The following is a 15,189-nucleotide window of genomic DNA, read 5'->3' on the forward strand; positions in this document are numbered from 1 at the left end:
TTTCAGGCCGAAAAGCGAGGGGCGCAGCCCCTGCTTTTCAGGGGCGCGGGGAACTGCGCGACCAGCCCCCACCGGACCCGCACGCGAATGACCGACCCCCGTCACACCCCCTCGTTGCCCATCGGCAACATCGGGTAGCTGCCGGTGTTCGTGGGGGCGTGTTCGGGGAGCCAGAGGACGGCCACGGCGCCCTCGGCGGGGACGGTGTGCGGGGCGCCGGGCGGGCGGATGTTGCGGAAGGTGAGGCGGGCGCCGAGGACACGGGCCTGGCCGGCGGCGATGGTGAGGCCGAGGCCGTGGCCCTGGCCGGCCCGGTCGGAGGCCCCGGTGCGGAAGCGGCGGGGCCCGTCCGCGAGCAGGTCCTCCGGGAAGCCGGGGCCGTGGTCGCGGACCCGGATCACCCGGCCCTCGACGGACACGTCGATCGGCGGCCGGCCGTGCTTCGCCGCGTTGGCCAGCAGATTCAGCAGGACGCGTTCGAGACGGCGGGGGTCCGTGGTGACCGCCGACTCGTGCACGATCTGTACACGCGCGTCCGCGTCCTTCGCCGCCACCCGCCGGGCCACGAACTCGCCCAGCATGATGTCCTGCAACTCCGCCCGCTCGGACGCCCCGTCGAGCCGGGCCACCTCCAGGACGTCCTCGACGAGCGTGCGCATCGCCTGGGCCCGGTCGCGGACCAGTTCGGAGGGGCGGCCCGGCGGCAGCAGTTCCGCCGCCGTCAGCAGGCCGGTCACCGGGGTGCGCAGCTCGTGCGCGATGTCCGCCGTCACCCGGCGCTCCGCCTCGATGCGCTGCCGGAGGGTGTCGGCCATGGCGTCCACGGCCCGCGCCAGTTCGGCGGTCTCGTCGCGGACGACACCACCGATCGCGTCCTGCACCCGTACGTCGGACTCGCCCTTGGCGACCTCGTGCGCGGCGGCCGCCGCCTTGCGCAGCCGACGGGACATCTGGCCGCCGATGAGCACCCCGAGGGCCGAGCCGCCGAAGACCACCGCGATCGAGCCGATCAGCAGGGCCTGGTCGAGGTCGCGCATCACCGCGGAGCTGTGGTCGGTGAAGTCGGTGTGCAGGGAGAGGACTCTCTTGTCCTTCAGCGGGACCGCCGCCCAGATGTCGGGCACCCCGTTCGCGCCCTCGGACACATAGGTGGCCCGGCGGCCCTCCCTGACCTTGTTGAGCAGGTCCCTCGGGATCTCGGGGTCGTCGATCTTCACCCCGAAGGCGCCGGACTTCAGCGGGCGGCCCGACTCGTACATGCGCTGGGCGACCTGGATGCGCTCGTCGGCGAGGTCGCGCGAGTTGTCGAGCATCGAGACCCGGGCCGCGTTGTGCACGACCAGGCTCAGCGCGACCGCCACCAGCGCGCCGACCAGGGCGATCGCCGCGCTCAGCTGCCAGCGCAGGCCGGTACGGATGCCCGACGCGGGCCGGAGGCCCGGGGCGGACCCGGGGAGGGACCCCGTGCCGGACCGGTCGTCGGCCGCGGGTGCCGTGCTCGCCGTACCGGGGCCGGTGGTGCCCGGACGCGAGGGCTCGCGCCGCCCTCGTATCCCCCTCATGCTCATGTTCATGTCGTCGCCCCGCCCGCTCAGGCCTTGAGCTTGTAGCCGAAACCGCGGACCGTCTCGATCCGGTCCTGGCCGATCTTGGCGCGCAGCCGCTGCACATGGACATCGACGACCCGGGTGTCGCCGCCCCAGCCGTAGTCCCACACGCGTTCGAGCAGCTTGTCGCGGGAGAGGACCGTGCCGGGGGCGGAGGAGAACTCCAGCAGCAGACGCATCTCGGTCGGTGTCAGGGCCACCGGCTCCCCGGACTTCCGTACCTCCATACCCACGGTGTCGATCACCAGTTCGTCGAATGCGCCGAAGGTGAGCACCCCGCCGGTGCCCGCGGCCCCGGACTCCTCGGCCTTGGCGTCGCCGCCGCTCGCGTGGCCGAAGCGGCGCAGCACCGCGCGGATCCGGGCGACCAGGACGGCACCGTCGAACGGCTTGGTCACGTAGTCGTCGGCGCCCGCCTCCAGGCCCAGCACCACATCGATGGAGTCGGCGCGCGCCGAGAGCATGATCACGGGGACGGTCGACTCGTCACGGATACGGCGGCACAGGGAGACCCCGTCCAGGCCGGGGACCATGACGTCGAGGAGCGCGATGTCGGGCCGGTCCGCGCGGAACGCCTCCAGCCCCGACAGTCCGTCGGGCATGGCCGTGACCGCGAAACCGTCCCGCTCCAGAGCGAGTTGGGTGGCCTCGCGGATGACATCGTCGTCCTCGACGAACAGGACATGGGTCTGCTCTGCCATCCGGTGATCTCGCTCGCTCTCGGTCGGGGTGGGCCGGTACGGGGCTGGTGCGGGGCGGTAGGGGGCTGGTACGGGGCGGTGAGGTGGGGCACCGGGTGGGGGTGGGGTGCGGGGTGGGCGTCAGCCCGTTCCCGGCGTCGCCGACTCCGCGCCGCCCACCGCGGTGCTGTACTCGGTGCGCGTGCTGGCCCGCTCGGCGAAGGCGTCCTTGAGCCACCGATAGGTGGTCACTTCCTCGCTGGACGGATACGACGACGGGTCGCCATTCTCGTACAGCTGCCGGGTGACCAGCAGATCGCCCCGGTCGATCTCCGCGTAGACGGGCGGCTGTTCGGAGAGGAACACGCTCCGGTACCCGCCCTTCTCCGCGCGGTACACGTACGAGGCCACACCGACGGCGTCCGCGCACGTCATCACATTGACCACGAGGTCGTCGGACGCGCCCCCGGTCAGATCCCCGTACGTCACGTCCACCGGGTACTCGTCCGCCACGCACGGCCTGAGGTCGCTCTTGACCGCCTTGCTGACCTCCGGGTCCGCGCGGACCATCCGGACGATGTCGTCGACGCTCGGGTGATCGCCGTCCCCCTCGCCGTCGGCCGACGCGGAGGCGGACGGCGAGGCGGCACCCGCCGCGAGGGAGTCGCTGTCGGCGGGTCCCTCGTCGCGGGCGCCGGTGCCGCCCGTACCGCAGGCGGAGACGGAAAGACCGAGGGCGGCGAGCACGGCCACCGCCGTGATCACCGCCTTCGTGGCCCGCCCGGCCGCTCGGCCGGGGTCGGCCGTTGTGCTCAGGCCGCGCAACGCTCCTGCTCCTCGCTCGCTTCGAGCGCACGGGCGGCGCGCTCATCGATGTCCCGCGACTCCAGCTCCTCGCGGAGCCGGGCCAGCGCGCGGTGCAGCGTGCTCTTGACGGTGCCGGCCGACATACCGAGGGCGGCGGCCGTCTCCTCCGTGGACATCTGCTCCCAGTGTCGCAGCACCACGACACTGCGCTGCTTGGGAGCCAGCACCTTCATGATGTCCATGAGGAGGGCGCGGTCCGCGTGCTGCTCGGTGGAGTCCTCGATGCAGGCGTCCGGGAGCTGCTCGGTCGGGACCTCCTCCAGCTTCCGGGCCCGCCACCACTCCGTCCGCGTGTTGATCATGACCCGGCGCAGATAGGCGTCGGCCAGGCGCTTGTCCGCGATGCCGTCCCAGCGGCCGTACGTCCGGGCCAGCGCCGTCTGCAGCAGATCCTGGGCGTCCACCGGGTCCGGCACGAGCCGGCGGGCGCTGCGCAGCAGCGCGTCCTGCCGGGTACGGACGTACTCCTCGAATTCGAGCACCTCGCCGTGCGCCATGATCAACCGCCTCCGTTCCCCGTGTCCGACGCCCGCGCTCCCCGCGCTCCGCCGGTTGTCCGCCGTCTCGTGTGCTTCGTGTCGCTCGCCCCGCCGGATCCGCTGGTTCGTTTCGCGGGTTCCTGCGGTACGCCAATGAAGCTACGGAGGGGTTGTCACGGGGACGTCCGAAGCAGCCTGCGGAGAACGCTCGGCTGTCCGTCGGTTGTGTAACGGAAGTAGGAACGGGGTAAAACCAGCTGCCTTTTCAGGTGGCTATGAGGCGATTTACCCCGTCGGGCGGCAGTCGGGTCTGTGGTGCGGTGAGGGCTCGGCGATGGGCTGGCTGTGTGCGGTCAGGTGAGGGGGAGACGGTAGAGACCACCCGCAAGGGGTTCCACCAGACCGTCGGAGACCAGGCCGTCGAGCGCGCGGGCGCGCTGCACCGGTTCGTCCCACACCCGGTCGAGAACCGCCTGCGGCACGGGCGCGACCGCCTCCCGCAGCACGGCGAGGAGCTTGCCGCGGACCTGACGGTCGGTACCGGCGTACGTCTGGCCGCGCCGCGCCGGACCCTCGTGCGCGGGCTTCCCGGCCAGCCGCCACGCGCACTGCCCGGCGATCGGGCAGCGCGCGCACGTCTCGTTCTTCGCCGTGCACACCAGCGCGCCCAGCTCCATCGACGCGGCCGCCCACCGGGACGCCGTCCCGTCGTCCTCGGGCAGCAGGGCCCGGGCCAGCTTCCGCTCGGCCGCCGTGGTCGCGTTCGGCGGGTACTGGGTGCCGCTGACCGCGCGGGCGAAGACCCGCCGCACGTTCGTGTCGAGCACGGCGTGCCGCTGTCCGTACGCGAACGACGCCACCGCCGCGGCCGTGTACTCGCCGATCCCCGGCAGCGCGAGCAGCTGCGCGTGCTCCCGGGGTACGTCTCCGCCGTGCCGTTCCGTTATGGCCACCGCCGCGCCGTGCAGCCGTAGCGCGCGACGTGGGTAACCGAGGCGGCCCCAGGCGCGCACCGCCTCGCCCGGTGGTTCCTTCGCGAGGTCCGCGGGGCGGGGCCAGCGGGCCAACCACTGTTCGTAGACGGGCAGTACGCGGTTGACCGGGGTCTGCTGCAGCATGAACTCGCTGACCATCACCCCCCATGGCCCGGCCTCCGGCCGCCGCCAGGGCAGGTCACGGGCGTGCGTCTCGAACCAGGAGATCACCGGGGTGTGCAGTGCGGTCGGGGTGACGTCGGTGGGGCTGCTCTGAGGCTTCGTGGGTGCAGTCATGGCACGGTCGATCCTGCCATGTGGGTTCTGGTGGGGGCGGCTTCTGGCGGGGGGTGTCTGGGGTGCGTTGCCGGGTGCGGGTGCGTGGGGCTTCTCGCGCAGTTCCCCGCGCCGCTGAAAGACACAGGCCCCCGCGAGCCTGAAAGACCACGGGGCCGCGGGCCTGAAAAGCACGGGGCGCAGCCCCGGCTTTTCAGGGGCGCGGGGAACTGCGCGAGAAGCCCCACCGGAGCCGCAGACGCCGACGCACCCGAAAACCCACCCCCTTCCGCGCCCCCCGCTCAGCCAGCCGCGCGCCACCCCAGTTCAGGCCCCAGCTTCGTCGCGATGTCCGTCAGGATCTGTACGTAGTCCTCATGATCGAAGGTGAACGGCAACGCGAACGCGACCTCGTCGATCTCGCGGAACGCGACGTGCGCGTGCAGCTGTTCGGCGATCTCCGCGGACGTACCCACCAGGTCGGGCGCGAAGAGCAGCCGCCCCGGCCCCTGCGGCGCCGCGGTCCGCGGCAGCCGCCGCGCCGCGTACGCCTCGTACTTGGCGCGCTGCTCCGCCGTCGCCGAGTCGGTCGGGATGACGACCAGCCCCTGTGAGACCCGGGCCCGCTCCCCGTCGGGGTGGTGCGCCCGGAACTCCCGCAGGTGGGAGAGCTGGACCCCCGCGAAGTCCACGGCGACGCCGTCGCCCTCCGCCTTCACCACGCTGCTGGTCAGGAAGTTCATACCGTTCTGGCCGGCCCACCGCGCCGACCGCAGGCTGCCGCCGCCGTACCACATACGGGCGCCCAGCCCGGGGGAATACGGCTGCACCCGGTCGGAGAACACCTCGAAGCCCTCGGTGCCGCTGAAGTCGGTGGCCGCCTCGCCCCGGACGAAGCCGAGCAGCCGCCCGACCCGTTCGAAGCCGAAGTCCTCCGCGTCGGCGGTGTCCGGGTAGAGCGCCGCCCTGACGGTGTCGTAGTGCATCGGCGGCCCGACGCTGACCCCCGGGTTGAGCCGGCCGCCGGAGAGGAGGTCGACCGTGGCCAGGTCCTCGGCGAGCCGCAGCGGGTTCTCCCAGCCCAACGGGATGACGGCGGTGCCCAGTTCGATACGGCTCGTGCGCTGTGAGGCCGCCGCCAGGACCGCGACGGGGGAGGAGATGCCGTACTGCAGATGACGGTGGCGCAGCCAGGCGCTGTCGAAGCCGAGGCGCTCGCCGAGTTCGATGATCTCCAGCGTCGACTCGTGGCCCCGGCGCGGGTCGGCCTCGTCGAACAGTCCGATGGTCAGAAACCCGAGCCTCCGCAAGGGCCTCGGCCCGGGTGCGGTGGTGTCGGGCTCCGCGGATCCGTCCATCGTCTTCTCCAAGTCCTCCGGCCTGCTTCGGTGGTGGGGACGATTGTGGCAGGTGGGGTGGGAGGGAGAGACGGCGAGTATGTCCGGCCGGGGGTGGGCCACGTGCTCGTGTTCCCCGAACGGATGTGTGGAGCGGGGGAGTTGGCGCGGGGCACGTCGCCCTGTTCCGGTCACGGACCGTGCTCGTACGGCCTCTTCGATCACGTACCGCGATCATGGGGCGCCCGGCCGAGGCGATGAGGGCGACGACCGGAATGATGATCCGGAAAAGTTGCGGTTTCGGGCGGCGGGTGGGGCCGGACAAGTGCCGGATCTCTCGTACAGTTTGCGCCGTGGGATCTCTGCGCAATCCGATCGGGCCGCTTCCCTCCACCATCTACTGGCGACGGAGGGCCATTCTGCTGACCGTGCTCGGTCTGCTCGCGATTCTGATCGTGTGGGTCGTCGTCGGCGGTGGCGGGAACGGTGACAACAACGCCGGCGGGTCCGACGGCAAGAATCCCGCGCCCTCGATCACTCCCGGGCCGTCCGGGTCCGGGCCCGCGATCAGTCAAGCGCCGGGCGGGCGGGACGAGTCGGGCGACGAGTCGAGCGCGGGCGGCGACAGCGCGGGGTCCGGCTCGGGGTCGAGTTCCGGCTCCGGGGGCGGGTCCGAGGGCGCCGATGGTGGGTCCGGTGCCGCCGGTGGTGGCACGTCGGACGACGGCGGCAAGAACGGGAGCAGTTCCGGTGAGCAGGTGCCGGCGGGGTCGAGCCTGCCCAACTGCACCGCCGGGGCCGTGAAGTTGACCGTGCGCAGTGTGCGCAACGCCTACGAGCCCGGGGTGAACCCCACGTTCGAACTCATCGCGCGCAACTCCTCCGGCGGGGACTGCAAGCTTGATCTCGGGCCGGACAACACGGTGGTGACGATCACGGCGGCCGACGGGGACGACGCGTTCTGGGCGTCCGACGACTGCCACGAGACCGCGGGGAGTCTGCTGTTCCGGGTGCCGGCCGGGGACCGGGTCACCTACACCGTGGAGTGGAACCGGGACGCGAGTGCGCCCAACTGCGCTACACCCGCCGCGGGTTCGGCTGTCGCCGGGACGTATCTCCTGGAGGCGAAGGCGCCGGGGCTGGCTGTGGCCCGGACGTCGTTCGTGCTGGAGAAGGACTGACGGGGCGGGTTCGCGTGGGGCGTTTCCTCGCCCCCGCCGCCCCTGCCCGTCCCATCCCCTCAAGGGGCTGCGCCCCTTTGCCCCCCCCAGGCGTCCGTCCGGTGGGGCTTCTCGCGCCGTTCCCCGCACCCCTGGAAGGGCCTGCGGCCCGTTCGGGGCTAGGGCCTGTCTTCAAATTCCCGTCGTCGCCCGAAGGGCGGCCCCGCGGCGTCAGGTGCGTGCTCTTGGCGTGCCGGGCCCTGACCCGCGTACTGGACGTACTCGGGTCAGGGCCCGGTGCGGCGAGAGTGCGTGCATGGCGTCGCGGGGCAGGCGGGAATTTGAAGACAGGCCCTAGGTGTATTGAGCATGAGCGTTGTTGACACTGGCGGGTCTTGAACATGGCGAAGACCTCCGATGTGGTGGAGCTGTCTAGGAACACACCGCACGGAGGTCTTCGTGTCCCACCGTAATGCCCGGCTGACCGTTCACGGCAGGCGGCTGCTCGTCGAACGTGTCCGCTCGGGCCGTCCCGTGGCGCACGTGGCCGCAGAGATGGGCATCTCACGCGCCACGGCCCACAAGTGGATCCGCCGCTGGCGCTGTGAAGGCGAGGCCGGGCTTCTTGACCGTTCGAGCAGGCCGCATCGGACGCCGCACCGCACCCCGGCGACGGCGGAGGACCGGGTGTGCCGGCTGCGGCGGGAGCGCAAGCCCGGCCCGGCCCGCATCGGCCCGGTCCTGGGCCTGCCCACCTCCACCGTGCACCGGATCCTGACCCGCCACGGCCTCAACCGCCTGGCCTGGCTGGACCGCCCCACCGGCGCCGTGATCCGCCGCTACGAACGCGACCGCCCCGGCGAACTGATCCACGTCGACGTCAAGAAGCTCGGCCGGATCCCCGACGGCGGCGGCCACAAGGTGCTGGGCCGCCGGGCGGGCCGGACCACGCGCAGCGGCATGGGCTTCGACTACGTCCACTCCGCCGTCGACGACCACACTCGCGTCGCCTACAGCGAGATCCACCCGGACGAGAAGGCCGACACCTGCGCCGCCTTCCTGCGCCGGGCCGCGGCCTTCTTCGCCGCATCGGGCATCGACCGCATCGAGCGGGTCCTGACCGACAACGCCTGGCCCTACCGCAAGAGCTTCGCCTGGCAGCAGGCGCTGGCCGACCTCGGCGCGACCGGCAAGCTCACCCGCGCCTACCGGCCGCAGACCAACGGCAAGGTCGAACGCTTCAACCGCACCCTGCTCGACGAATGGGCCTACCTGCGGCCCTACACCAGCAACACCGAACGCGCCGACGCCCTGGCAGACTTCCTGCACACCTACAACCACCACCGCTGCCACACCGCACTCGGCGGCCAGCCACCCATCACCCGCGTCAACAACGCTGCGGCTCAATACACCTAGGGCCTGTCTGATGGATCTCCGCGGCGTCGCGACGCCCGGCACGCACTCCCCCACTGCCTCAAGGGCGTGGGGGACCTCCAGCCGCACGGCGCGAAGGGCCAGGTGGCTCCGCCACAGGACCCTCCACGCCGCACGCCGAGCGCACGCACCGAACGCCGCTCCTTCTCCCACGGAGATCCATCAGAAGGGCCCTAGACGTACCTCTCCAGGATCGACGACTCCGCCAGGCGGGACAGGCCCTCGCGGACGCTGCGGGCTCGGGCCTCGCCCACTCCGTCGACCGTCTGGAGGTCGTCGACGCTGGCGGCGAGGAGCTTCTGGAGGCCGCCGAAGTGTTCGACGAGGCGGTCGATGATGGCGCCGGGGAGACGGGGCACCTTGGCGAGGAGGCGGTAGCCGCGCGGGGAGACCGCGGAGTCCATGCCCTCCGGGGAGCCGGTGTAGCCGAGGGCGCGGGCGACCGTGGGGAGTTCGAGCAGCTCCGCGTGGGTGAGGGCGTCGAGTTCGCGGAGGGCCTCGTCGACCGTGCGGGAGCGCTTGGCCGTGGGCTCGGGGACGTAGTCCCTGACCACCAGTTCACGCTCCGGTTCGACGCCCGCGATCAGCTCGTCGAGCTGCAGGGCCAGCAGACGGCCGTCCGTGCCCAGTTCGACCACGTACTCGGCGATCTCGGTGGCGATGCGGCGGACCATTTCCAGGCGCTGGGCGACCGCCGAGACGTCCCGGACCGTCACCAGGTCCTCGATCTCCAGCGCGGAGAGGGTGCCGGCCACTTCGTCCAGCCGGAGCTTGTACCGCTCCAGGGTCGCCAGGGCCTGGTTCGCGCGGGACAGGATCGCCGCCGAGTCCTCCAGGACGCGCCGGTGCCCGTCGACGTACAGCGCGATCAGGCGCATCGACTGGGAGACGGAGACGACCGGGAAGCCGACCTGTTTGCTCACGCGGTCGGCCGTGCGGTGCCGGGTGCCCGTCTCCTCGGTGGGGATCGTGGGGTCGGGGACCAGCTGGACCCCCGCCCGGAGGATCTTGGAGAGGTCCGAGGACAGCACGATGCCGCCGTCGAGCTTGCACAGCTCACGCAGGCGCGTGGCCGTGAACTCGACGTCCAGGACGAAACCGCCCGTGCACATCGGCTCCACCGTCTTGTCGAAGCCGAGCACGATGAGTCCGCCCGTGTTGCCGCGGAGAATCCGTTCAAGCCCGTCGCGCAGCGCCGTGCCTGGGGCCACGGCGCTCAGTGAGGCGCGCATCAGGCCATCGGCACCGGAGCTCCCACCGGACTTTCCGGGAGCTGCTGCCCGGTCGTTGGCTGCCACTGCACTCCTCCGGTCGCAGGTTCTGGGACGCTCCCGTTTCGCACATGTGGTTCGTACGGACGGGCGAGACCTGGGCAAAGTCTACCGGCGGTCCTCCTCGTCCCGTGGGGCCTCTCGCCGACGCGATCGGGGCAGTACCCGGAGCGCGTCTCCCATGTCGGCCACTTCCAGGACCTTCATGCCGGGCGGAACCTTGCCGGGATCGGTCGGAACGAGGGCGTGCGTGAAGCCGAGACGGTGTGCTTCGGCCAGCCGGCGCTGGACCCCGGTGACCCGTCTGACCTCGCCCGCGAGGCCCACCTCGCCGATCGCCACGAGGTTCTTGGGCAGGGGGGTGTCGCTGGCCGCGGAGGCCAGGGCGAGGGCGATCGCGAGGTCCGCGGCGGGCTCCGAGAGCTTCACCCCGCCGACCGTCGCCGAGTAGATGTCCCGCTTGCCGAGGGCGCTGATCCGGCCGCGCTGCTCCAGGACGGCGAGCATCATCGAGACCCGGGACGTCTCCAGGCCGGAGGTGGTCCGGCGGGGGGAGGGCAGCTGCGAGTCGACTGTGAGCGACTGCACTTCCGCGACCAGCGGGCGGCGGCCCTCCAGGGTCACGGTGAGACAGGTGCCGGGGACGGGTTCGTCGCGGCGGGTGAGGAAGAGACCGCTGGGGTCGGTGAGGCCGGTGATGCCCTCGTCGTGCAGTTCGAAGCAGCCGACCTCGTCCGTGGCGCCGTAGCGGTTCTTGACGCCGCGGACCAGACGGAGGCGGGCGTGCCGGTCGCCCTCGAAGTGCAGGACCACGTCGACGAGGTGCTCCAGGAGGCGGGGCCCCGCGATCGCGCCGTCCTTGGTGACATGGCCCACCAGGAGGGTCGACATGCCCCGCTCCTTCGACGCGCGGATCAGCGCGCCGGCGACCTCGCGGACCTGGGCCATGCCGCCGGGGGCGCCGTCGATCTCCGGGGAGGCGACGGTCTGGACCGAGTCGAGGATCAGCAGGCCCGGCTTGACCGCGTCCAGGTGGCCGAGGACGGCGGCGAGGTCGGTCTCGGCGGCCAGATAGAGGTGGTCGTGAAGGGCGCCGATGCGGTCGGCGCGCAGCCGGACCTGGCTGGCGGACTCCTCGCCCGTGACGTACAGGGTCGGATGCTCCGCGCTCGCGGACTTGGCGGCGGCGTCGAGGAGGAGGGTGGACTTGCCGACGCCGGGCTCGCCCGCGAGGAGGACGACGGCGCCGGGGACCAGACCGCCGCCGAGGACCCGGTCCAACTCGGGGACGCCGGTGGAGCGGGCGGTGGCCTGACGGCCGTCGACCTGGCCGATGGGGACGGCGGAGGTGGTGACGCGGCCGGGCGCCGTCGTGCGGACGGCCGGTGTGCCGTACTCCTCGACCGTGCCCCACGCCTGGCACTCGGGGCAGCGGCCGAGCCACTTGGCCGTCTGCCAGCCGCACTCGGTGCAGCGGTAGGACGGCCGGTCCTTCGCGGTCTTCGTACGGGCAGCCATGCACGAACCGTAACCGAGGCCACCGACAGCGACTTGGGGTTGGGTCGGGTGCGTTGTCGGCCGCGGCTCCGGTGGGGCTTCTCGCGCAGTTCCCCGCGCCCCTGGCGGGGCGCGGGCGTCGGGCGGTCTCCCTCGACTCGCTCCGCTACTTCCGGCGGCCGATCGTCAGATCCGCCGGGCGGTACGGGATGTAGGCCGCGCCGTCGAGGCCGAGGGCGACGGCGGCGGACTGGAGGGCGGCCGGAGTCGCCGAGGCGCCCCAGCGGCCCGTGTCGAGGCGGGACTCCACGGCGTGGAGGGCGGCGACCGTCTCGGCGGTGGTGAAGGCGCAGTGGCCCTGGCGCTCGACGTAGGCCTGGCGGAGCAGCGCGGCGTCGCCGGAGGCGCGGACGCGGTCGGCGAAGCGGTTCTCCTGCTCGACGGGGACGAGGTCGTCGGCGGTGGTGTGGATGTCGAGGAGCGGGACGGCGAGGCTCTGGCCGGCGGAGGAGGTGCGCTCACCGGCGGCGACGGCGGCCGGGTCGGCCTCGATCGCCGCGTGGGCGGTCAGGTTCCGCAGGTCGGCCCGGAGGTCGAGGCCCGCCTCCCGGTACAGGGCCTTGACCAGGGGCGCGTGCTGGGACGTGGCCAGCAGTCGGGCGTAGTCGATGCCCTTGTTGCCGGAGTTGTTGCCGCCCAGGGCCTTCTCGACGTGGTAGCGGGCGGGCTCCACACGGTTCAGCATGCCCTGGACCAGCCAGGACGCCTGCTGGGCCTGCTGCTCCGCCCGGTCGTCCGCGGTGGGGCGCTCCTTGCCGACGGCCCAGGTGGGCAGGTTGAGGTAGGCGGCGGCGAGGGCGACGCGGGCGCGGCCCTCGGGGGTCTTCTGCGCGGCGATCACGGCGTCGGTGAGTTGCCGGCCGGTGAGGGCGCCCTCGGCCTCGGAGGCGAAGTCCACCAGTTTCACCGGGGTGTCGGGCAGCAGCAGCCGGGCGATCGTGTACTCGGCGTCCAGCTGGTAGGAGTGCAGGTCGTTGGCGCCGGCGACGAGGCCGCACAGTCCCAGGGCGCCGTCGATCCCGCCGGCCCCGGACCCGGCGAGCCGCGCGTTGACCAGCCCGCCCATGGACTGGCCGACGGCGAGGGTGCGGGTGGGTTCGCCGATCCTCTCGGTGACGGCCGCGATGGTGGCGGCCTGGTCGCGTTCCGCGCTCTCCAGGGCCCAGAGGGTCTCGCTCACGTCGTAGGAGGAGCCGGTGAGCGCGTAGCCCTCTTCGAGGAGGCGCAGGCGTACGCCCTCGCGGGGCGCGTTCTGGGGCGTCGTGACGCCGAATCCGTGGCTGAAGACGACGAGGGTGCCGTTCCAGTTCGCCGGGACGTCGGCGATCCAGGTGGCGCCGTCGGGGAGGGTGCCGTCGAGGCGCTCGACGGTGGGCTCGGCCGCCAGTGGGGTGGCGGTCGAGACCGAGGCGCCGGTCAGGGAGAGGACCACGGCTGTCGCCAGGGCGGCGAGGGCGCGGGTGGCGGACGGGCGGCGGGTGCGTGCGGTCATCGGTGGGGGCTCCTGACTCGGCGTACCTGGAGGTAACTTGGCCCCTGGGAATGTAGGCTGATCTGTTGCCGTGGTCAATAAAGTGCACAACATTGGCCGAGGTGGCGGCGGAGCGCGGGGTTCCTGTCCCCTTATGAGGGATCGTTTCACCCGTACGGAGTAAATGTGCTGAAGGGGCGAGAAGGCGCTGCTTCCGGGCGCCTACCGTCCATGAATGATGAGCATCAGTCCGGAGACCTCGACCCGCACCACCGGCGCACACCGGGCGCACCGCGAGGCGCGTGAGGCGCGCGATCGGGCGGCGGCGCGCGCGGTGGCACAGCGCCCGCCGGCTCGCTACGAGCCGTACCTGGACGGTCTGTTCACCTACTGCATGTCCGTGCTGTGCGACCACGACTCGGCGGTCGCCGCCCTCGCGGACGTGCTCGCGCTCGCCGAGCGCCGCCGGGGGCCGGACGAAGCCGGCGACCGCCGGGCCTGGCTGTACGCGCTCGCCCGGTGGGCCTGTCTGCGCAAGCTCGCCGAGGTGCGCCAGAAGCGTCCGGGCGCGCACGCCTCCGGTGCCGCGGGCCTCTCGGGCACCGCCGGTCTCCCGGGTGCCTCCACTGTCTCCAAGGCCCCCGGTGTCTCCGGCGGCTCCGGTGTCCCGGGTGCGCCCGGCGGCGGGGGAGGCGCCGACAAGGGGCGTGCCGTGAAGACCGCGGGGCGCTCCCCGGCCCTCTCCGAGGACGAGGAGCGGCGGCGCAGGCACGAACTGGCGCTGCTGGCCTGGCCGGAGGCCGCCGGCACCACGCCCGAGCAGCGCGAGGCGCTGGAGCTGGCCGTCCGGCACCAGCTCACCGCCCACGAGGTCGCCGATGTGCTCGGCATGGACCAGGCCGCCGCGCGGGAGCTGCTCGCCTCCGCCGCCTGCGAGGTGGAGCGCACCCGGGCGGCCCTCGCCGTCGTCGAGAGCGGCGCCTGCCCGAGCGTCTCCCGCCTCACCGGTGATCATCAGCTCGTCCTGAGCGCCGCCCTGCGCCGCGAACTGGTCCGGCACGTGGACGACTGCCCCGTCTGCCGCCGCGCCGCCGAGCGGGCCGTCCCCGGCCGCTGGCCCGGCACCACCGTCACGCCCTCCGCGCTGCCCGTGCTCGAAGCCCCGCGCGCGGTCCTGGGCCCGGCGATGGCCCACCTCACGCGCGCGCGGGGCGGCGCCCCGCGCTTCGACCGGCGCGGCTTCCCCATGGACCCGAGGGACCGCGCGGCGCGCCGGGACCGGCTGCGCGCGCGTGCCGTCACCACGACCGTCGTCGCCACCGTCGTCGCCGCGCCCGTCTTCGCCCTCTGGGCCGCCTACCGGGGCGCCCCCCTCATCGGCGAGGGCGGCGACGGCCGTTCGGTGAGCGCGGGAGAGGAGCAGGGCGACGGCGACGGGACGGTCGGCGAGGGCAGCGGCGGCGACGCGTACGAGAACGCCGGGAACGCCCGGACCGAGCGCGGCGCCCGCCACGGCAGGGGCGGACACGCGGCGGACGACGTGTCCGTGGAGGTCACCCAGGGGAAGGGGCGGGGCGCGCTCGCCGTCACCGCCGCGAACGACGGCGACACCACGCTCATCACCCTGAAGGTGACCGGCGACTCACCCGTGAGCTGGTCCGCCCGCACCGGCGCCGACTGGCTCTACCTCAGCCGCTCCTCGGGCACCCTGCGCCCCGGCGAGTCGGTGACGATCAAGGTGTACGTCGACCAGCTGAGCGAACCCTCCGGGTACTGGACGGCGCAGGTGTCGCTGGCCCCGTCGGGTGCCGTGGTGACGATCGAGGGCACCGGCCCGCTGCCGGAGCCGCCGACCGACTCCGGGCCCACCCCTCCGGCCCCCGACCCGGACCCGCCGAGGCCGACCGCCCCGCCCCCGGACCCCGGCCCGGACCCCACGCCCACGACACCGCCCCAGCCCGACCCGACCCCGACGCCCACCGCCCCGGCCCCCACGGACCCACCGGGCCCGACGCCCCCGCCGAGCGACGGGGGCGGGGACCCTCCGCCGGCCTCGTAGGCGCGGCGGGGGAGAGG

Annotated in this window: 12 protein-coding genes; 3 read left to right on the top strand and 9 right to left on the bottom strand. The window is 73.0% G+C overall.

Features of this window, described 5'->3' with window-relative positions:
- Positions 1 to 101: 101 nt before the first annotated feature.
- The 6 genes from cseC to J8M51_RS36740 all read right to left on the bottom strand — a co-directional run bounded on the left by cseC (position 102) and on the right by J8M51_RS36740 (position 6,241).
- Positions 102 to 1,568: a two-component system sensor histidine kinase CseC gene (gene cseC / locus J8M51_RS36715; RefSeq protein WP_267299802.1), complete on the bottom strand. Its 1,467-nt coding sequence runs from the start codon at positions 1,566 to 1,568 to the stop codon at positions 102 to 104.
- A gap of 23 nt (positions 1,569 to 1,591) precedes the next feature.
- A complete protein-coding gene (gene cseB / locus J8M51_RS36720; protein WP_267299803.1) occupies positions 1,592 to 2,308 on the bottom strand; it encodes a two-component system response regulator CseB in 717 nt (238 codons plus the stop codon).
- A gap of 120 nt (positions 2,309 to 2,428) precedes the next feature.
- A complete protein-coding gene (locus J8M51_RS36725; protein ID WP_267299804.1) occupies positions 2,429 to 3,112 on the bottom strand; it encodes a hypothetical protein in 684 nt (227 codons plus the stop codon).
- Complete coding sequence (locus J8M51_RS36730; protein ID WP_086756493.1) at positions 3,100 to 3,651, bottom strand: SigE family RNA polymerase sigma factor; 552 nt, start codon at positions 3,649 to 3,651, stop codon at positions 3,100 to 3,102. Before J8M51_RS36730 ends, J8M51_RS36725 begins: the two co-directional genes overlap by 13 nt.
- A gap of 335 nt (positions 3,652 to 3,986) precedes the next feature.
- Complete coding sequence (locus J8M51_RS36735) at positions 3,987 to 4,904, bottom strand: HhH-GPD family protein (RefSeq protein ID WP_236067829.1); 918 nt, start codon at positions 4,902 to 4,904, stop codon at positions 3,987 to 3,989.
- A gap of 281 nt (positions 4,905 to 5,185) precedes the next feature.
- Entirely contained in the window at positions 5,186 to 6,241 is a 1,056-nt protein-coding gene (locus tag J8M51_RS36740) for an LLM class flavin-dependent oxidoreductase (RefSeq protein WP_267299805.1), read from the bottom strand.
- A gap of 332 nt (positions 6,242 to 6,573) precedes the next feature.
- Here J8M51_RS36740 and J8M51_RS36745 point away from each other — a divergent pair, with 332 nt between their 5' ends.
- Together J8M51_RS36745 and J8M51_RS36750 are read left to right on the top strand one after the other, a co-directional pair.
- A complete protein-coding gene (locus J8M51_RS36745) occupies positions 6,574 to 7,401 on the top strand; it encodes a hypothetical protein (RefSeq protein ID WP_216590199.1) in 828 nt (275 codons plus the stop codon).
- Between the two features lie 438 nt (positions 7,402 to 7,839).
- Positions 7,840 to 8,796 (top strand): IS481 family transposase, encoded by a 957-nt coding sequence (locus J8M51_RS36750; protein ID WP_267299806.1) that lies wholly within the window; start codon positions 7,840 to 7,842, stop codon positions 8,794 to 8,796.
- 191 nt (positions 8,797 to 8,987) lie between these two features.
- Here the strand turns inward: J8M51_RS36750 and disA are convergent, their stop codons facing one another.
- From disA to J8M51_RS36765, 3 genes are all read right to left on the bottom strand, one after another.
- The gene (disA, locus tag J8M51_RS36755) at positions 8,988 to 10,112 is read right to left on the bottom strand and encodes a DNA integrity scanning diadenylate cyclase DisA (protein ID WP_059083951.1); all 1,125 of its coding nucleotides are present in this window, start codon (positions 10,110 to 10,112) and stop codon (positions 8,988 to 8,990) included.
- A gap of 81 nt (positions 10,113 to 10,193) precedes the next feature.
- Positions 10,194 to 11,603, bottom strand: coding sequence for a DNA repair protein RadA (gene radA / locus J8M51_RS36760; RefSeq protein ID WP_086755658.1), 1,410 nt, complete (start codon positions 11,601 to 11,603; stop codon positions 10,194 to 10,196).
- A gap of 145 nt (positions 11,604 to 11,748) precedes the next feature.
- The gene (locus tag J8M51_RS36765; protein WP_086755657.1) at positions 11,749 to 13,134 is read right to left on the bottom strand and encodes an alpha/beta hydrolase; all 1,386 of its coding nucleotides are present in this window, start codon (positions 13,132 to 13,134) and stop codon (positions 11,749 to 11,751) included.
- 214 nt (positions 13,135 to 13,348) lie between these two features.
- Here J8M51_RS36765 and J8M51_RS36770 point away from each other — a divergent pair, with 214 nt between their 5' ends.
- Positions 13,349 to 15,172, top strand: a complete 1,824-nt coding sequence (locus J8M51_RS36770) for a BACON domain-containing protein (RefSeq protein WP_267299807.1) — start codon at positions 13,349 to 13,351, stop codon at positions 15,170 to 15,172.
- Positions 15,173 to 15,189 lie beyond the last annotated feature (17 nt).

This window comes from Streptomyces griseiscabiei (assembly GCF_020010925.1).
Taxonomy (GTDB): domain Bacteria; phylum Actinomycetota; class Actinomycetes; order Streptomycetales; family Streptomycetaceae; genus Streptomyces; species Streptomyces griseiscabiei.

Bases quoted from the DNA above. Each gene is read 5' to 3' on its own strand.
- J8M51_RS36730 (WP_086756493.1), bottom strand. From the start codon at position 3,651: ATGGCGCACGGCGAGGTGCTCGAATTCGAGGAGTACGTCCGTACCCGG.
- J8M51_RS36735 (WP_236067829.1), bottom strand. From the start codon at position 4,904: ATGACTGCACCCACGAAGCCTCAGAGCAGCCCCACCGACGTCACCCCG.
- J8M51_RS36770 (WP_267299807.1), top strand. From the start codon at position 13,349: ATGATGAGCATCAGTCCGGAGACCTCGACCCGCACCACCGGCGCACAC.
- J8M51_RS36765 (WP_086755657.1), bottom strand. From the start codon at position 13,134: ATGACCGCACGCACCCGCCGCCCGTCCGCCACCCGCGCCCTCGCCGCC.
- cseC (WP_267299802.1), bottom strand. From the start codon at position 1,568: ATGAGCATGAGGGGGATACGAGGGCGGCGCGAGCCCTCGCGTCCGGGC.
- J8M51_RS36740 (WP_267299805.1), bottom strand. From the start codon at position 6,241: ATGGACGGATCCGCGGAGCCCGACACCACCGCACCCGGGCCGAGGCCC.
- cseB (WP_267299803.1), bottom strand. From the start codon at position 2,308: ATGGCAGAGCAGACCCATGTCCTGTTCGTCGAGGACGACGATGTCATC.
- radA (WP_086755658.1), bottom strand. From the start codon at position 11,603: ATGGCTGCCCGTACGAAGACCGCGAAGGACCGGCCGTCCTACCGCTGC.